15 protein-coding genes and 1 pseudogene are annotated in these 17,862 nt (G+C 69.6%); 10 read left to right on the top strand and 6 right to left on the bottom strand.

What is annotated here, in order from left to right:
* Positions 1-63 precede the first annotated feature (63 nt).
* Positions 64-2,994 (top strand): AfsR/SARP family transcriptional regulator, encoded by a 2,931-nt coding sequence (locus J2853_RS44290; protein WP_307567851.1) that lies wholly within the window; start codon positions 64-66, stop codon positions 2,992-2,994.
* Between the two features lie 64 nt (positions 2,995-3,058).
* Here J2853_RS44290 and J2853_RS44285 read toward each other — a convergent pair whose 3' ends face one another.
* The gene (locus J2853_RS44285) at positions 3,059-3,214 is read right to left on the bottom strand and encodes a hypothetical protein (RefSeq protein ID WP_307567849.1); all 156 of its coding nucleotides are present in this window, start codon (positions 3,212-3,214) and stop codon (positions 3,059-3,061) included.
* Between the two features lie 77 nt (positions 3,215-3,291).
* On the opposite strand from J2853_RS44285, the gene J2853_RS44280 reads away from it, so the two are divergent.
* Positions 3,292-3,678 (top strand): hypothetical protein, encoded by a 387-nt coding sequence (locus tag J2853_RS44280; RefSeq protein WP_307567848.1) that lies wholly within the window; start codon positions 3,292-3,294, stop codon positions 3,676-3,678.
* A 90-nt stretch (positions 3,679-3,768) separates the two neighbouring features.
* On the opposite strand, the gene J2853_RS44275 is transcribed toward J2853_RS44280, so the two are convergent.
* Together J2853_RS44275 and J2853_RS44270 are read right to left on the bottom strand one after the other, a co-directional pair.
* Positions 3,769-5,229: a M81 family metallopeptidase gene (locus J2853_RS44275; RefSeq protein WP_307567847.1), complete on the bottom strand. Its 1,461-nt coding sequence runs from the start codon at positions 5,227-5,229 to the stop codon at positions 3,769-3,771.
* Positions 5,230-5,394: 165 nt separating this feature from the next.
* Entirely contained in the window at positions 5,395-6,507 is a 1,113-nt protein-coding gene (locus J2853_RS44270) for an ROK family transcriptional regulator (RefSeq protein WP_307567845.1), read from the bottom strand.
* A gap of 512 nt (positions 6,508-7,019) precedes the next feature.
* Here J2853_RS44270 and J2853_RS44265 point away from each other — a divergent pair.
* Complete coding sequence (locus J2853_RS44265; RefSeq protein WP_307567843.1) at positions 7,020-8,387, top strand: ADP-ribosylglycohydrolase family protein; 1,368 nt, start codon at positions 7,020-7,022, stop codon at positions 8,385-8,387.
* A gap of 94 nt (positions 8,388-8,481) precedes the next feature.
* On the opposite strand, the gene J2853_RS44260 is transcribed toward J2853_RS44265, so the two are convergent.
* Positions 8,482-9,708 (bottom strand): alpha/beta hydrolase family protein, encoded by a 1,227-nt coding sequence (locus J2853_RS44260; protein WP_307567842.1) that lies wholly within the window; start codon positions 9,706-9,708, stop codon positions 8,482-8,484.
* A 233-nt stretch (positions 9,709-9,941) separates the two neighbouring features.
* Here J2853_RS44260 and J2853_RS44255 point away from each other — a divergent pair, with 233 nt between their 5' ends.
* Positions 9,942-10,541 (top strand): TetR/AcrR family transcriptional regulator, encoded by a 600-nt coding sequence (locus J2853_RS44255; RefSeq protein WP_307567840.1) that lies wholly within the window; start codon positions 9,942-9,944, stop codon positions 10,539-10,541.
* Positions 10,542-10,622: 81 nt separating this feature from the next.
* Here J2853_RS44255 and J2853_RS44250 read toward each other — a convergent pair whose 3' ends face one another.
* Entirely contained in the window at positions 10,623-11,372 is a 750-nt protein-coding gene (locus J2853_RS44250) for a glucose 1-dehydrogenase (protein WP_307567839.1), read from the bottom strand.
* A 553-nt stretch (positions 11,373-11,925) separates the two neighbouring features.
* Here J2853_RS44250 and J2853_RS44245 point away from each other — a divergent pair.
* Both J2853_RS44245 and J2853_RS48180 read left to right on the top strand, forming a co-directional pair.
* Positions 11,926-13,044: an SMI1/KNR4 family protein gene (locus J2853_RS44245; RefSeq protein WP_307567837.1), complete on the top strand. Its 1,119-nt coding sequence runs from the start codon at positions 11,926-11,928 to the stop codon at positions 13,042-13,044.
* 44 nt (positions 13,045-13,088) lie between these two features.
* Positions 13,089-13,145: pseudogene (locus J2853_RS48180) on the top strand (hypothetical protein); the annotation flags it as partial.
* Between the two features lie 75 nt (positions 13,146-13,220).
* Here the strand turns inward: J2853_RS48180 and J2853_RS44240 are convergent.
* Positions 13,221-13,970, bottom strand: a complete 750-nt coding sequence (locus J2853_RS44240; RefSeq protein ID WP_307567836.1) for a hypothetical protein — start codon at positions 13,968-13,970, stop codon at positions 13,221-13,223.
* Positions 13,971-14,100: 130 nt separating this feature from the next.
* Between J2853_RS44240 and J2853_RS44235 the strand changes: the two genes are divergently transcribed.
* The 4 genes from J2853_RS44235 (at position 14,101) to J2853_RS44225 (ending at position 17,819) form a co-directional block, all read left to right on the top strand.
* Positions 14,101-14,754, top strand: a complete 654-nt coding sequence (locus J2853_RS44235; RefSeq protein WP_307567834.1) for an NYN domain-containing protein — start codon at positions 14,101-14,103, stop codon at positions 14,752-14,754.
* 477 nt (positions 14,755-15,231) lie between these two features.
* Positions 15,232-15,438, top strand: a complete 207-nt coding sequence (locus J2853_RS48070) for a helix-turn-helix domain-containing protein (protein WP_370879498.1) — start codon at positions 15,232-15,234, stop codon at positions 15,436-15,438.
* A gap of 324 nt (positions 15,439-15,762) precedes the next feature.
* The gene (locus J2853_RS44230; protein WP_307567832.1) at positions 15,763-17,466 is read left to right on the top strand and encodes an AbeC-like domain-containing protein; all 1,704 of its coding nucleotides are present in this window, start codon (positions 15,763-15,765) and stop codon (positions 17,464-17,466) included.
* Complete coding sequence (locus tag J2853_RS44225) at positions 17,463-17,819, top strand: hypothetical protein (RefSeq protein WP_307567830.1); 357 nt, start codon at positions 17,463-17,465, stop codon at positions 17,817-17,819. Before J2853_RS44230 ends, J2853_RS44225 begins: the two co-directional genes overlap by 4 nt.
* Positions 17,820-17,862: the final 43 nt, after the last annotated feature.

Raw genomic sequence — 17,862 nt, 5'->3', positions numbered from 1 at the left:
TACCGGCCCTTGAGATCTGCGAACCATTCGGGAGCTTCGGTGAGGTTCCAGGTACTTGGCGATATGACGCTCGTCGTCGACGGGCAGCCGGCGTCGCTGTCCTCCCGGAGGCAGGAGCAACTGCTGGCGTTGCTCATCTGCGCGCAGGGGCGCGTCGTGGCAGCCGAGACGCTGATCGACGCGATGTGGGGGGAGCGGCTCGGGCCCCGCGCCGGCAAGAACCTGCAGGTGCTCGTGCATCGGCTGCGCAAGACCCTGGACGATCCCGAGCGGATCCGGCACGACCGCTCGGGTTACGCGCTGTCGGCACAGACGGCGGAAGTGGACGCCTGGCACTTCGCCGACCTGGCCGAGCGCGCCAGGAGGGCACTGGACCTGAAGGATCTGCAGCGGGCGGCCGTCCTGCAGAGAGAGGCGCTCGCGCTGTGGCGCGGCCGCGCCTTCGCCGGTCTGGACGACGTGACCCCGCTGGCGGAGGCCGCGGAGCGGCTGGAGCAGGACCGCAGGCGGGTGCTGACCGAACGCATCGACGTCGATCTGGTGCTGGGCAGGCACGCCGAGATCATTCCCGAGCTGATCTCGATGGTCGCGGAGAATCCGCTGGTGGAGTCCGCCGCCGCCCGGCTGATGGTGGCGATGCACCGGTCCGGGCAGCGTACGGAGGCACTGGAGACCTACCGGCGTACCCGCGCCGTCCTGGCCGAGGAACTGGGGTTGGAACCGGGGCCGCAACTGCGCGCCCTGGAGGCGGCCATCCTGCGCGGGGACGCCCACATCGGCCTGGACCTCCACGCGGGAGCGGAGCCGCCGGCAGGGCCGACCGCGACCGCGCCGTCGGATCCGGTGCCGTTCCTGCTCCCCGCCGGGGTGGGCGATCTCACCGGACGCGAGGACGAACTGCGCCGGCTCACCTCGATCCTGCGCGACCGCCCCGCCGCCACCCCGGCGATATGCGCCGTCTCCGGCATGCCGGGGGTGGGCAAGACCGCGCTGGCCGTACAGGCCGCCCACGAGATGCGGGACGACTTCCCCGACGGCCAGCTGTACGTGAACCTGCGCGGCGCGGGAGCCGAGCCGATCGAACCGTCGCACGCGCTCAGCCGGTTCCTGCGCGCGCTCGGTGTGCCGGGCTCGGCCATCCCGGACGGTCTGGACGAGCGCGCCGAGGTGTTCCGCGCCCGGCTGTCCGGCCGGCGCGTCCTGGTCCTGCTGGACGACGCCGCCGACGAGGCCCAGGTCGAACCGCTGATCCCGCCCGGGAACGGCTGCGCGGTGATGATCACGAGTCGCGGCGCGCTGACCGCGCTGCCCGGCGCGCACCGCCTCGTCCTCGGAGTCCTCACCGGTACCGCCGCCGTCGGACTGCTGAGCGCGATCACCGGCCGGGCCGAGCTGACCGCCGACGGCGCCGCCGTGGAGCACCTGGCCGAGCTGTGCGGACGGCTGCCCCTGGCCCTCCGGATCGCCGGAGCGCGGCTGGCCGCACGACCGCACTGGACCGTCGATCGGCTGGTCTCCCGGCTCGCCGCCGAGCACGACCGGCTCGACGAGCTCACCCACGGCGCCCTGTCGGTGCGGGCCAGCCTCGCCCTCGGCTACTCGGGACTCACCGAGCCCAGCCGTACCCTGTTCCGGCGCCTCGGCCTGGTCGAGACACCCGACTTCGCCGGCTGGGTCGCCGCGGCCCTCCTCGACACCGAACCACGCGAGGCCGAGGACGTGCTGGAGGGGCTGATGGAGGCGCAGCTCATCGAGTACGCGGGCCTGGACGGCATCGGTGAGCCGCGCTATCGCATCCACGACCTGGTACGGCTGCACGCCAGGGAACGCGGCGGGGCCGACGAGCCGCCCGGCGCCGTCGACGCGGCTCTGACCCGGCTGACCGGCGGTTACCTCGCGCTCGCCGAACAGGCGCACCGGCGGCAGTACGGCGGCGACTACACCGTGCTGCACGGCGACGGGCCTCGCTGGGACTGCGGGACGTCCACCGTGCGACGGCTGCTCTCCGATCCGGCCGGTTGGCTGCGCAGCGAACGGCTCGGCCTGGTGGCGGCGGTGGAGCAGGCGGCCCGGCTCGACCTGAGCGACACCTGCTGGGACCTGGCCATGACGGCGATCACGCTGTTCGAGGCCCAGGGGCACTTCGACAACTGGCGGCACACCTCGGAGACCGCGCTGGCCGCGGTCCGGCGCGTGGGCAACACGCGGGGTGAGGCGGCGATGCTCTATTCGCTGGGCACCCTCGACCTGTTCCGGCAGCACTACATCGCCGCACAACCACACTTCGACGCCGCGCTGCCGCTCTTCGAGGCGGTGAACGACCAGCACGGCCAGGCGCTGACCCTGCGCAACGCCGCGCTGATCGAGCGGGTGGAGGGACGCGCCGGGAGGGCGCTCCGCCGTTACCGGCGGGCGCTGCGGATGCTCCGCGAGGTCGGTGACCGGCACGCCGAGGCCCATGTGCTCGGCAGCATCGCCCAGATCCACCTCGAACACGGCCGCGCCGACGCGACCCCCCTCCTGGAGACCGCGCTGGCCGTCTACCACGATCTGGGCGATCTACGAGGAGCCGCCCAGATCCTCAACCGGATGGGCGCGCTGCACCTGCGGCAGGGCCGCACGGAACAGGCCAAGGCCGCGTACCGGCAGGTGAGCGCCGCGTCCCAGGCGATCGGAGACCGGATCGGGGAGGCGTACGGCCTGCTCGGCATGGGCGAGACCGAACTGCTGGCGGGAGAACTCGACCACGCGGCCGAGCACCTCGACGCCGCGCTGACGCTGGCCGACGGACTCGGGGAGGCGTTCGTCGCCGCCCGCGCCCGGCTGGCCGGCGGGCGGCTCGCGGCGAAACGCGGCGAGCGCGAGCAGGCCGTGTCCATGCTGGATCGGGCGATCAGGGAGTTCGCCCAGATCGGCCTGCCCCTCTGGCACGAGCGGGCGCTCGACGCCCGGCGTGCCCTCGACGACATGCTGTCCCCTCCCCTACCGTACTGATCCGGACGCGTCGCGCGGCCAGGCGAGAGCGATCCGCGCCTCACGCCTGGCCGTCGCCGCCGCATCAGTCGGGGTCACCGGGAGCCATCCAGTGACTGTCGCAGTCGGCGCCCTTGGGGCAGTGGCCGTCGTAGGGCGTCACCGCGGCGGCGGGCGCGGCGCCCGCCCCCAGCAGAGCGGCCACCGTCATGGCCAGTAACGCGCTCTTCATCTTCTTCATTCGTTCCTCCCCGTCCTCGTCTTCGATGGGATCAGGAGCAGTCTCCGGTCTGCGCGCCCATCTGTCACCTGTGTCACGTGACGGTGAGAGAAGGCGTGCCGGTGGAGAGGTTCCCCGATCGTCCCGAAAGCCTGGTCCTGACCGCGTACGGCCCGGTGGCCCCCGCCAAGGCCGTGACCGCCCCCGCGGAGGTCACGGCGATGACGCCCTCGCCAGGCGCGCCCCGCCTGACGTCGCTCCCGGCCGGCACCGGCCGGGACGCGGCACGACTCCCGAAGGGGCCGCCACACCTCGGCCGGCTGGACGACTCCGCGAAGGTGGACCGCGTGCCCGGAGCCTCGGTGGCGCTCACCGAGCCGTGGCTCGCGACTTCCCCGGGCAGCACGTCGTCGGAACCGGGCACGGACAGCCACCTTCACCTCACGAACACCTCGGATGCCGCCCCCGGGCGACATCGACGCTGATCGAGATCAGGGTAAGGAGGATCGGTTTCACCGGGGTTTCACCCCCGTCCGGCGTGAGACACGACGTTCGGCGGAATCGTCCGGCGCAGGTCAGAGAAGCGCGGGCGTCAGGTCCGGCGAGGACATCCCGGCGTCGAACGGGAACAGCGGACGCCGCACGGCGTGGTGACCGAGCCTGAGCAGATCCTGGTCGACGCCGCCGGGCGTGAGAGCGAGCAGCCAGTCCGCCGCCAGCTCGTACAGCTCCGGCTCCAGGTAACCGATCTTGACGATCACCAGGTCGCTTTCGGCGGGGTCGAGTCCCAGACGGGTGAAGTCGACGATCTCGTGGTACGGCTTGCGCCGCGACGTCAGGATGACCCGCAGCCCGCCGACCTCGATCACGGCGATGTCGCCGCCGACCGGCTCGTCACGGCGCAGCGAGTACACGGTGCCGGAGAGCTCGACCGGCCCGGCCGGACCCGGGTCGATCTTTCCGCCCGCGTGCACGGTCACGTCCGCGCCCTCGCCCGCCGCGAAGGCGGCCGCGACCGCCTCCGGGTCGACGATGCTCGCGTAGATCGCGCTCACCGCGCCGGAGCGAAGTTCGTCCACCTCCAGCAGACGGCCCAGCGTGGCGGACACGTCACCCGCGCCGCCCGCGGTCGGGTTGTCCCCGGAGTCGCTGATCAGGAACGGCCGGGAGGTGCTGGAGAGCGCCGCCGCGACGCACTCGTCGAGCGTTCCGGTGGGGGCGACGAACGCGAACTCCTCGCGGGCCCGCCAGTACGCCTCCGCCAGCTCGCGCGCCTGCCCGGTGACGACCTCCGGGTCGTCGCCGGTGACCACCACGGCCGCGCGGCAGCGTGGTTCGTCGGCCCAGGCGTAGCCGACCCAGATCGCGGCGTCCAGGACGCCGGGCAGCGCCTCCACCTCGGGGACCCGGCCGTAGAGGCTCTTGGCCGGCTCGATGCGGGTGCTGGTCTTCTCGCCGGGCAGCAGGACCGGCACCTGCACCCATGCCTTCAGCGGCCGGCCGCCGTCGCGCAGCCGGGTCACGAGGTTGCGGGCCGCGCGTTCCCGCGACTCCCAGACGTCCTCGTGGGGCGCCATGCGGTAACAGGTGATCAGGTCGACGGTCTCGGCGAGCTCCCGGGAGACGTTGCCGTGCAGGTCCATCGAGGCGGAGATCAGGGTGTCCGGGCCGACCGCCGCGCGCACGGCGTCCGCCAGCCCGGCCTCGGCGTCGGTCCGGCCGACCACGCTCATCGCGCCGTGGATGTCGAAGAACAACCCGTCCAGCGGACCGGCCGCCCTGGCGCGTTCCACGATCTCGGCCTCAAGCCGGTCGTACACCTCGGTCTCGACCGCGCCGCCCGGCAGCGAGACCGCGTGGAGGAGCGGCACCCACTCCACGCCCGCGCACCAGTCGCGCGGCTCCCGGATCCACGGGTAGCGGGCCAGCAGCGCGTCGTCACGAGTGACGGTGAAGTCCGGCAGCCGGGTGCGGTGTGGCGAGAAGGTGCTCGACTCGATCGCGATTCCAGCGATGCCGATGCGCAGTGGTGTCACGGAAATTCCTCGTTCTACGGTGCGGATTCTCTTCGTTCGGGCGGGTTGGCTTCGTTCGGCCCGACCCTCTTCGTCCGGGCTTTCTGCCGAGAGGCCGGTCCTCTCCGGTCATGGCCCTTTCGTCCGGCGGGATCCTTCTCGACCGGGCGTTTTCGCCTCATTCGGTCAGGACGCCGCCACGGACAGGCCCTGGTCGATGACGAGCCTGCCGATGCCGAGCAGCCCGGCGTCGGCCCCGGCGACGCTCCTCCCGATCTCCAGGTCCTGGGTGGTGAGCGGCAGGCAGCGCTCGTACAGGACGCCGCGCGCGGCGGCGATGAGCAGGTCGCAGGCGGCCAGGGCTCCGCCGACGATCACCGCCTGCGGGTTGAAGACGTTCACGACCGTGGCGAGGACCTCGCCGAGTTGCCGGCCGGCGAAGCGCAGATTCGTGGTGACGGTGGGATTGCCGTCGTGCGCCAGACGGACCAGGTCCGCGGTGTTCCGCACGCTGACGCCGTCGGCCCGCACCGCCGCGACCAGGGCCGCGCCGCTGGCGATGGTCTCCAGGCAGCCGAAGTTCCCGCAGCTGCACGGCTGGTCGCCGCCGGCGGGGACGCGGAGGTGGCTGACGTCGCCGGCGACGCCACGGGCGCCGCGGTGCAGGCGGCCGTCACCGACGACCGCCGCCCCGACCCCGGTCCCGGCCTTGACGAAGACGAAGTCGCGCAGTTCGGGACCTCGCGCGACCATCTCGCCCATCGCCATCAGGTTGGCGTCGTTCTCCACGATGAGCGGCGCCTCGAACCGGCCGGCCAGCCACTGCCGTGCGGAGAAGCCGTTCCAGCCCGGCATCCGGGACGGGCCGACCACCACGCCCGCGAGTCCCACCGGGCCGGGCAGTCCGACCCCGACGCCGAGCACCGGCCGTCCCGCTCGCAGCTCACCGAAGGCGTCCGCTATCTGCTCCAGGACCGACTCGGGCCCCGCCGCGATGTTGAGGCCGAGGTCCCGGATCACCTGTGGCCGTCCGGAGCCGTCCAGGGTGGCGACCCGGGCGTGATGACCGCCCAGGTCCGCCGCCAGGATCACGCCGTCCCCACTGTGGACGCTCAGCAGGCGGGGCCGCCGTCCGCCTCGCGAGCGCCCCTCGCCGGACTCCTTCAGCAGTCCGGAGTCGAGAAGCTCCTGGACATGGGCGGAGACCGTCGACGGTGCCCACCCGAGCAGGCGTGAGAGATCGGCCCGCGAGGTGGCCTGACCCGACGCGACGAGCCCCATGATCTGCGCGGCCGACACGGTGGCTCCTTCGTTCCTGTGATCCACAGTTGCCGCGGCAACCCCAGCGATCAACCTCGACCGTCGAGTTCGATCGAACCATGCAAGGACTTACTTCGACAACGAACGTTACTTCGGCAAGTTTGCCGACGATAGCAAGTCAAACCGCCACAGTCCACCAATCCAGGACAGCATGAACGACCGCCATCGTCCTGGTAGACGGGACATGGGCAACTTATTTTGATTCGTCCCTGTTTTCGTTCGAAGCACCGATGGATCGCCGCCGCCGTCTGGTCGAACTCCGCAGACGAGGCACCTCACACCGGGAGCACCGATGAAGAGACCCCCCGCCATCCCTCTCACACCCGGCGCCCGGTGACACCGGCGCCGGTCCCCGACCCCGTCGAGCAGCGGGAACGGCGTGCCGACCGCCTCCGCCTGCGGGAAGGACAGGGGACCGTGACAGGCAACGCATGATCATATGCTTGTATTAATCGCCCAGAACGCTCGTCAGAGTCCAAAGGATCATGCCGGTGCTCCGTTCCCCCGATGACCTGCCGGACTACCGCAGCCGAGTGCGAGGCTGCCTTCTGGGCGGAGCGCTCGGCGACGCGCTGGGTGCTCCCGTCGAGTTCGAGTCGATCGGGAGGATCCGCGGGAAGTACGGCTCCGCGGGGCTGACCGGGCTGGTCGCCGACTGGCGCGGCGAGGTCGGGCTGATCACCGACGACACGCAGATGACGCTCTTCACCGTGGAGGGGCTGATCCGCGCGGGCGCGGATCCCTCGGGCAGGCCGTCCCCCGGAGGCGGGGCCACCGGGGCGGCCCATGTGGAGACGGCGGCCCCCGCGGATGCGACCCGTGCGGAGGCAGCGGCCCGCGCGGATGCGACCCGTGCGGAGGCAGCGGCCCGCGCGGATGCGACCCGTGCGGAAGCGGCGGCCCGCGCGGCGAAGACCGCCGTCGTCCGGCGGGCCTACCTGCGCTGGCTGGACACCCAGCAGCACCCCTCCCCTCCCCCCGCCGCCTCCTCCGATTCCTCGGTGAACGGGACGGTTCGCACCGGCCGGCTCCGCGAGCAGGAATGGCTCTACTCCCAGCGGGCACCCGGAAACGCCTGCCTGTCGGGCCTGCGCCACCCGCGGGAAGCGGCCCCCGCCGCCCCCGGCCTGCCGGGCCCGGTCAACCCCGGCTCCAAGGGCTGCGGAACGGTCATGCGCTCGGCTCCCTTCGGGCTCCGGGCGCGCAGTGCCCGGGACGCCTTCGATTTGGCGGTCGAATGCGCCCAGATCACCCACGGCCATCCCACCGGCTACCTCGCCGCCGGTGCCTTCGCCGCCATCGTCCACTTCCTGATGGAGGACGAGCCGATGGAGGACGGGGCCCGGCCGGGAGATGCGGCCCGACGGGAGGACGAGGCCGGGTCGCCGGGCGAGGTTCGGTCGGCGGGCGAGCCGCTCGCGCGGGCCGTACGGAAGACGATGGACCTGCTGGCGACCTACCCCTCCCACGAGGAGACCACCCGGGCACTGCACGCCGCCGTGTCCCTGGCGGCGATGGGCGATCCCAGCCCGAAGAGGGTCGAGTCACTCGGCGGGGCGTGGGTCGCCGAGGAGGCCCTGGCCATCGCGGTCTACTGCGCCCTGGTGCACCCGGAACCCGATGACTTCCGGCGAGCGGTGCTGCTCGCCGTCAACCACTCCGGCGACAGCGACTCCACCGGCGCCGTCTGCGGCAACCTCCTGGGAGCCGTCCACGGTGAGACCGCGCTCCCCGCCGAGTGGCTCGTCCACCTCGAAGGCCGTGAGGCCATCGTCGAACTCGCCGACGACTTCGCGGCCCAGTCCGCCGAGGGACACGAGGTCACCGACGCGTGGCTCGCGAAGTATCCCGGCGACTGACCTTCCGGACGACCCCACGCCACCCGGGCGCCGACGACGTGAAAAGCCCGCGACCCCCGCCTCCTCGGGAGGCGCACCACGGCCTCACCCGGGACTACTCGGTCGCGGCTTCCTTCTGGAACCAGTCGAGCACCCGCGGCATCGATCGCATGACCGACCCGGTGTGATCCACGTCGCCGACGTCGGTGAGGCTCGTGTCGACGCCCTCCGCCCGCAGATCCTTCAGGCAGCTCTCGGAGTTGGCGATGGCCACGTCGCGGTCGCCGCTCGCGGCGAACAGCCGTACGGGAACACCGGGCCGCAGGTCGCGGCAGGTGGTGTCGTTCTCCCTGATCGCCTTCAGCAGCGCGCCCGAGGGCTTGCCGAGCTGCTTGAGGTAGCCGGGGGTGAGAAGTTCCTCCAGCGTGGGCGGCAGGCCGGCCACGATCGTGTCGAAGTCCCGGCTCCCGTCGAACAGCTTGGTGACCTTCTTGTCGTACGGCGCGCGGAAGGCCTGGGCGGGATGGTCGTAGAGGTTGTGGAGCCGGTCCATCGAGGTGAGCCAGTAGGCGAGGTAGAAGGTGGCGGAGCGGTCGTCGAGCCCTCCGTTGAGCGCGGCGGGCAGCTCGGCGTCCTCGACGTCGAAGGGACCGCTGACCGGCGCGACGGCCGCCACGCCGAACTCCTTGTCCTTCTGGAGGGCCGCGCCCAGGGCCATGGCGGCGTGGCCGCCCTGGGAGAAGCCGGTGACCAGGATCCGCCTGTCGAGCGTGACCCGCTTCTGCCCTGCCAGGCTCCGGGCGGCCTTGAGCAGGTCGAGTGAGGCGCTCGCTTCGGTGGCGGTGTGCATGTAGGGGTGGGGGCCGGGCCCTCCGCCCAGGCCGAGGTAGTCGGGGGCGACCGCGGCGAAGCCGTGGGTGGCGAAGTAGACCGACATGTAGCCGCCGTCGGTCTGGGTCTCCACCGAGGGGGCGTCCTTCCTGGTCGCCATCGTGCCGTGGGCGTAGCTGACCACACGCAGGTCACGAGCGGCCACCCGGGGCAGCACCACCGCCCCGGTCGCCGTGGTCGACCTGCCCCGCACGTCGACGGTCCGGTAGGTGACGCTGTAGACGTCGACCCCCTTGGCGTCCTTGACCGCCGGGAAACCGGCCTTGCCGAGGTAGTCGTTGACCTGCCCGCCCGACAGCTGGGCCGTCCGTTCGGCCTTGACCAGGGCGCCTCGGGTGGAAACCGTACCGGTGGCGGTGGCGGCGGTGGCGGCGGTCACCGCGGCGAAAGGGGCGACGGCGATGAGGGCGGCACAGGAGAGCGCGAGAACGCGGCGCGGGTTTCTGATCACGTTCGAGAGGTTAGGTCCGCGCCGGATGCCGTCCCCAGCAGGACACCACCCGTATTCCGGGTGGCGCACCCCCGAGGTTCCCGGTAGTGCGCCCCGAGGTTTCCGGTAGTGCACGCCCTACTCAGGTCGTCCGCCGGGAGCCGTGGATCTGCGAGGTTCGTCCCGTCATGACATGAAGGTCATGACGTATCTTAGTGAACGTTATATATTTCGGCCGATGCCGGGAGGTCATCATGGCGGGAGGACGACCGCGCGCCTTCGACGCCGACGAGGCGCTCGACAGGGCGTTGGAGGTGTTCTGGCGCCAGGGCTACGAAGGCACCGGGATCTCGGACCTCACCAAGGCGATGGGTATCAATCCGCCCAGCCTCTACGGCGCCTTCGGAAACAAGGAGGAGCTGTTCCGGAAGGTCCTCGACCGCTACGCCGACGGCCCCGCGCGCTACATTCGCGAAGCGTTCGATCAGCCGACGGCGCGGGCCGTCGTCGAGCACCTCCTGCACGGCGCCGCCGACGGGACGACGCGTCCCGGCTGCCCTCCCGGCTGCCTCACGGTGCAAGGCGGGCTCGCCCACGCTCCCGGCGCGGAGGGCGTCCGCAGCGAGCTTGCGACGCGCCGCAAGGCGGGCGAGACCGCCTTGCGCGCGAGGCTGGAGCAGGCCCGCGTCGAGGGGGAACTGCCGGACGACGCCGACCCCGACGGCCTCGCCCGCTACTTCGCCACCGTTCACCAGGGCATCGCCGTTCAGGCGGCCGGCGGCGCGAGCCGGGAGCAGTTGCACCGGACCGTCGACCTCGCCATGCGTGTCTGGCCGTCGCGGGCGGGCGCCTGATCGCGGCCCGCGTCGCGAAGGACGGACCGGCGACCCGACGCCCGCCGGGCCGTCCCGCGGCGGGGGTCTCCGTGCGAGTGGTCAGATCTGGTTGGTGCCGCCGTCGACGAAGAGCTCGGTTCCGGTGATGAAGGCGCTCTGGTCCGAGGCGAGGAAGAGGACGGCATCGGCGATCTCCTCGGGGCGGCCCAGGCGCCCGAGGGGGATCTTGCCGGCCAGGAAGGCCTTGAGCTGGACAGCCTGCTCCTGGTCGGGGGCCAGGCCGTCGATCCCCGGAGTGTCGATCGTGCCGGGGGCGATGGCGTTGACCCGGATCGCCCGGCCCTTGAGCTCGGCGGCCCAGGTGCGGGCGAAGGACCGCACCGCGGCCTTGGAAGCCCCGTACACGCCGAACGCCTCATTGCCGACGGTGGCCGCGGTGGAACCCGCGAGGATGACCGAGGCGCCGTCGTTCAGCAGCGGCAGCGCCTTCTGCACCGTGAACAGCAGGCCCTTGACGTTGGTGCCGAACGTCGCGTCGAAATGCCGCTCGGTGACCTGCTCCAGGGTGGAGAACTCGCCACCGCCGGCATTGGCGAACAGCACGTCGACGCGTCGGCCCTGCCGTGCGACGGCCTCGTACAGCCGGTCGAGGTCGGCCAGGTCGGAGACGTCGCCGACGACGCCGGTGGCGTTGGGGCCGATCCTGGCCACCGCGGCGTCGAGCGCGTCCTCGCGGCGGCCGGTGACGAACACGTGCGCGCCCTCGGCGGCGAACCGCTGAGCCGTGGCCAAGCCGATGCCGGTGGTGCCGCCGGTCACGATCGCCGTCTTGCCGTCAAGCTGTCCCATGTTCTGATGCTCCGAATCAAAAAAGATGAGGTGATACCCTCGCACCAAGATGTAACACATCTTGTTACATCAAACTCCGAGCGCACCTACGCGATCTGGGTTGCGGGGTGAGGGTGAGGCACGTTTTGTAGTGCTCGATATGAAACTAGGTCGCTTCGCGCCCCGCGTCAAGTGAGACGGCGAGACACCGCGAACGACAGGACACCGGCTCATGACCGTCGTCGGACCGAACGATCGGCCCCGCAAGCCGTCCGATGACACCGAACAGGCCGGCCGGTCGCAGGGTCAGGTCGATCGCGTTTCGCTCGACCTCGGCCCCCGCGCCTCGCGCCACATGCCGGTACGGCTCCGCCCCCCTTGGGGTACACCAGATGACCGCGATCGAGGCCGAGCCCAACCGGCGCGGCCTGATCGTCGTCATCACCGAACCCGGGGCACGTCACCTCCGAGGGCGACCGGTACTCAGCTCCATGTCGGGGACTACCGCGAGATCACTAATGTATGGGGCATTGGTTTTTACCCGACTTACCGACCCACAACTGGAGTGCGTTTCATGACATCGAGCATCGGTGGCGAGTCCCCGAGCTGCTCCACGGCCTCCAATCTCCGGGATGTCGGCCTGGCGCTGGCCGCGACCCTGCGGATCGTGCCGGAGGAGGGACAGAAGTGGGAGCCACGGTTCCCCGATGTTCCTTTCCCCGAGGACTATGTCGCGCTGATATCCCAGACCGGACCGGGAACGCTCGGGGGGACCCTCCGGCTGCTCGCCCCCGGATGCGACGACGGTTCAGGGCGCTTCGACGGCTTCGACCTGGAAACGGAGCAGCAACGACACCGTGCCCCGGACGAAGACGAAGAGGCGCGACTCTGGGGGGTATTCAGCAGCGGAGAGACCTGTTGGTGGCTGCCGATTCACCCCGATCCGGCCCGGTGGCTACTGGTTCTTGTCGGCGCGGGCCACCAGCAGCTCAACATCACCACCACCGAGTTCCTCACCGAGTGGCTGGACGGCGGCCTCGACCTGCCGGTGTTGTCCCTGCCGCCGGTGCGGCGCGAGCGCATCCTGACCCGGGCCGGCCAGGAAGCCGCCGCACCCGCCCCTACCACCGCACCCGCCCCGGAGACCGTCCGGGATCCGCTGGCGCAGTTGGGGACCATCATCGGGCCGGGGACACCACGTACTTATGATTGGGACGCGGTCGAACGCGAGGTGGACGTCACCGGACTGCCGACGGACTACAAACGACTCTACGAAGAGTACGGGCCGCGTTTCGCCGTCAATGGCTTTTTTGTCGCGGGACCGGCCGAAATCGTCTCCTTGCACGCACTGCACACCAACCTCCTTCGGGAGTGGTGTGTAGACAAGGGCAGACCGGAAGACGCCGGTCCGGGAGACCGCTACACGGTCTACCCGGAACCCGGCGGTCTGCTGTTCTGCGGGAGCACCGAAGGCCGGGACGTCCTGTGCTGGGACACCAAGGACCCGGATCCCGATAAATGGCCCATCGTGAACGCGGATTACGGTGGCCCCGAGGTCTTCACCGGTACCCTCACCGAGCTCCTTGTCGCCGAGCTCACGGGCCATGACGGGCTTGGCATGACCAGCTCCGAGCTCGGTGATCCCGATGAGTGGGCATGGCCGATCTGGGCTCCACGCGCAGCCCCGAAGTGACAGCCTGGAACCTGTACTGATCGCGTCGATGAGTTCTACGCCTCGGCCCGGAGGCGGAGGTAGTCGACCCGCCGGAGCTGCGTGCCCGCATGGCCGAGGCGGCCGATCGGCTACCGGGCTCTACCCGGATCCCCTGTAGCGCACCCCCGAGGTTTCCGGTAGTGCACGCCCTACTCTCAGGTCGTCGACGGACCGCCATCGGTTTCGGTCTGGGCGGTGAACCAGTCGAGGCAGGCGACCACCACGTCCCAGACGGCTTCGTCCGCCATCAGATCAATCTCGAAGGAGGGATAGAGCTCCAGCTTGGCCGCGGGCAGCTCTACGCCTGGAGCGTCGTTGAAGCGCCTGCGCAGCTCGTCGCGGAGAATGGGGTCGCTGAACGGGACGCGCTTCTTGAGCGTCCCGAAAGGCACTTCAACCGTCCTGGAATAGAAGCGGACCATGGTCAGGGTCTCACCGCCATGCCTGACGAAGGGCGCACAGGAAGCCCCCGCCGAACGACCGAACTGCACCTCACCGCCGCGGTCGCGCCACCAGTCCAGCAGCCGGGAGACCGCGCCGGCCGCCTGCGGTCCACGCGCATCGCCCAACTGCTGGAAGAAGCGCGCCTCGTGTTCGTCGACATCGGCGTGATCATCGTTGGCTGCGAGCTCCGCCTCACTGAGGTTCAGCGCGCCGGGAAGGTCCAGCAGCTCGGCCAGCTCCCGTGCTGTGATTCGCTGGCCGGGGTCGGCGCTCTTCCATTGAAGAGCAAGCTCCGGCCTGTTACTGCTCGCTCCGCCTGAGTTCCACTGCTCGTCCAAGTCCGGCATGCGCCCCTTGATCAAGGGCCACAGCTCGGAGACAGGTAGGCCGTCGGGGTGCTCGGCCAGGAGCCGGGTGGCCATGAACAGGATTTGCCGGGTGAGCTCCATCCGCGATGCCATATCTAGATCATCGTTGGATCCGCCCTGGTCATTACATAGGGAGAGATCCAACCCGGCTCACGCCCACACTCCCTTTTGGGCTCCGGGAAACCAGCACAGCCCTTACGTTACGTGACGATATATTTACCCTGTGATAACGAACGTCTATGTTGACGGCTTCAACCTCTTCTACGGTCGGCTCAAGGGCAGCCCGTACAAGTGGCTGGACCTTGACACTTTCACCCGTCGACTTCTGCCCGCACATGAGATCCGTCGCATCCGCTACTTCACCGCCAATGTCATGGCATGGCCAGATGATCCCGACAAACCAAACCGGCAAGACTTCTATCTCAGGGCTCTGGCCACGATTCCGCACCTCAGCATCCACCTCGGACGCTTCCAGGTCAGCAAGGTCCGAATGCGCCTGGCCCGCCCTCCCCTCACCGGTCCGAGGACCGTGGAAGTAATCAAGGTGGAGGAGAAGGGAACGGATGTCAACATCGGGGCCTACCTACTCTCCGACGCTCTCAGCGGTGACTGTGAATCCGCCGTCGTGATCAGCAATGACGCCGATCTCGCAGAACCCATCCGGATGGTCTGCCATGACCATGGCCTGCCGGTGGGCATCTTCAATCCCGGACGACGTTCCACGGGCAGCTGGCAACTACAGCAGATCCCTCCGACCTTCTTCCGGCAGATCAAGACGAACGCCTTCGAAACCTGCCAGTTCCCGGAGAAGCTTCAGGATCACATGGGAGAGATTCAGCGCCCGGCATCGTGGCATCCGGACCTATGGCGGAAATAAGTGAGGCCCCGTCCAACGGACGGGGCCTTCAACCACCGGCACGTGTCCGATGGCGTGATTGAGACCAGTAAACAGGCATGATTCCGTGCCTGTCAACTCACTCAGAGTAATGGACGCAGTTCATCTGCCGCACTCCAGCGGGAGCGGGAAGGCCGTGCACCCGATTCCGTGGAGAGGTCCAGCCTCACCTTCCCGCGCCAAAGAGCACGACGCAACCCGGTGCGTATCGCATAAAGGCGACCGGGCAGTCGGATGTGGATGGACACAGGCGATGAGTCGGACATCACGCTGTCGTTGTACGGCTCCAGCAGACCGTCGAACTGGATGCGTGCGGCTATCTCCGTCCAAGCAGTCACCCCCCCCGTGGATCGACCCATCAGCCCAGACCGTTACTTCCTCGCAACTGACCTTGAAGGGTGGAAGTTACAGCGGGGTACGGGTGCCGACGGCTGATGACAGGTTTGCTATGCCGAAGGTATGAGATATCCCGAAGATGGTGGTCTGACCGCCGAGGAACGCATCAAACGCGAGCGGTTACGGTTTGAGGCCGCTGAGCTGTTCGCTCAGGGAGTGTCGGCGCTGGAGGTCGCGCGCCGGTTTCGGGTGACGCGGATGTCGGCCAACCGCTGCCATCACGCCTGCCGAAGAAGACCCGATCGCTCACCACCAGGACCTGCAACGTGAACGCTGCCTGCTGTTCGCAGCCGCGACCCGGGGAACCTGCCTGGCCGTCGGCATCTCCACGCGCGGGCTCGACCTGCCCGAACCCGCCGCGTCCCGTCTCCGCCAGGGCTCCGCCGATCTTCGCAACGAATGATCACCGAATGCGTACCGGAAGCGGCGCCATTCGTTCGATACAAATCCCCATATAAACGCATCCGATTATCGATATCAGTGATCCAGACGGCATTTCAAAAAAGCCACAAAAGACCTTGATTGCGCGAAGCACCGGCGACATCCCGCGATTCACACCTACCATCAGGGACATCCGACACTTCGGAGTCCCCCATGAATTCAGTCCCTTTCGCACCACAGTCGTCGCCGCGGTCCGCGCTTCCTCTGCGTAGCGTCACGCGTTACCTGTGCGCGGCCGCCTATCTCGACACAGGATTTCGCAACAAGGTCGTCGACGAGCTTCTCGGCGACCCCTACCGCGCGGTCGCGTCCTCGCACGGCGACGTGGACATCGGCCCGGTCGTAAGCCACTGCCTGCGGGCCAGGGCCATGCTCGCCGTACGGGACCTGCTCCTGACCGCCGTGATCGTCATCGGCGTGGTCGCGGCCCCCGGATACATGCTGATCTGGATTGTCACGGTCGCGGTGCTGGCGGTGCTCTGGTCCACCCAGATCCGCAAGCAGCGCGAGCGGCGACACCTGAACAATCGCACCGGCCTGGTGACGGTCGCCATGGCCGGCATCCTGCTGTTGTTCTTCTTCACTTTCCTGAGCCGCTACATGCTGAGCTCGCCGGCGGACGAATTCTCCGAAGGGAGCGAGCCGAACTCCGCGCTCGGCTTGTTTTTTGTCCTCGTGACGCTGGTGATCGTCGTCGGCTACCGGGTGGCGATCGGCATGCTCCTGTCCAGGGATCTGCGGCCGGGGGCGACGGCCTCGGCCGGTGCCGGCACCCCGTCGGACGCCGCGCGCATCGCGTATCTCACCGAGGCCCAGCGAGGCAACCTCACCCTCTACTCCGCGGAGAACCCGTTCGTCGGGGCCGGCCAGGTCGCCCGGGCCTGGGCGATCGCGGTCGAGCTCGACCGGCCGAAATCCTCGCGGGCCCGTGAGACCCCCGTCATCGACCCGCAGGAGCTCTACGACTTCGTCGGCCTGCGCCTGGTCGAGATGCGTGACCAGGTCGACCGTCCCGCCGAGAGGCTGGACCTCCAGATCGGCGATCACGTCATCGCCCGCGGAAAGGTCAACCGGCTCTTCACGAACGACGGGACGCACCCGCTGATCGATCCGGGCACCGGACTGCCGGTGCCCGGGCTGGGAGAGGCCGCCATCCGGGCCGTCGTCCGCCAGCCCAAGGCGGGGCTGAGGTACTACCAGCGGATCACCGTCGGCACGGCGGCCCCGGAGATCAGGGACGAGAACCACCGCCTGGTCATGCCCGCCGAGGACCAGGAGGTCGTCGTCTCGGCCTTCGTGTACCTCGCGGTCGAGGGGCGCATGCTCTACACCGAGTTCATCGTCACCGTGCTGCCCCCGATCGCCGACGCCTACCACCTCGTGGATCGTCTCCCCCGCGACGGCGCCGCCCGGATCGCGCTGACCTCCCTCGCGGTGTTACGCGGGCAGCTGCTGGGCGATCTCGTCCTCGCGCCGATCCGGCTGATCGGCCTCGGTTACGCGACCCTCCGCGACCGGCTCGTGCCACGCCGCCATCCCCAGGACTACATCCTCTACGACTACGGTGCCCGCTCCAGCGTCCGTGAGATGGGCGCCGAGCAGGGCGAGACGACCTACCTCCAGCAGCTCGACTCCTTCAGATACACCAAGCTCATCGGCGAACGCCTCAACGCCGGCGTCCTCGACTTCCTGGAGGCGCACGACATCGACACCGGCGCCTACCGGCAGCAGGCGGCCGCGATCGTCAACAACGGCACGATGATCAGCGGCGGTTCGTTCAACGGGACCACGACGGTCGGCGCGCAGGCCACCGTCAACATGGCGGCCCCCTCCTCTCCCATGGGAAAGGCGACATGACCAACTACGGAAACCAGATCACCGGTGGCACGTTCAGCGGGGCCACCACGGTCGGCGACAACGCGACGGTCAACTACTCGGCCGGTGACGGTGGCGAGGGCGGCGGCGCCGACGAGGCCGTGAGCCTCGCCCGCGAACTGCGGGCGCTCGTGGAGCGGCACGCGGCGTCCCTGGAGAAGCCGGGGCCGGCGATTCGCGACGCGGCGGAGGTCGCCGACGAGCTGGCCCTTCCGGCCGAGGAGCAGGACCGCGACCGGCTCTCCGACACGCTCGCGCGCCTCGCCGCCCGCGTCGGATCGGTCGGCGCCCTCGCCGAGGCGACGAAGAGGCTCACCGACCTGCTCTTCGCCTGACCTTCATCTCCCCGGGTCGCACCCCGGCCCCGTACCTCGCCCC

The organism is Streptosporangium lutulentum, from assembly GCF_030811455.1.
Classification (GTDB): domain Bacteria; phylum Actinomycetota; class Actinomycetes; order Streptosporangiales; family Streptosporangiaceae; genus Streptosporangium; species Streptosporangium lutulentum.
This window is presented reverse-complemented; position numbering and strand designations above follow the sequence as displayed.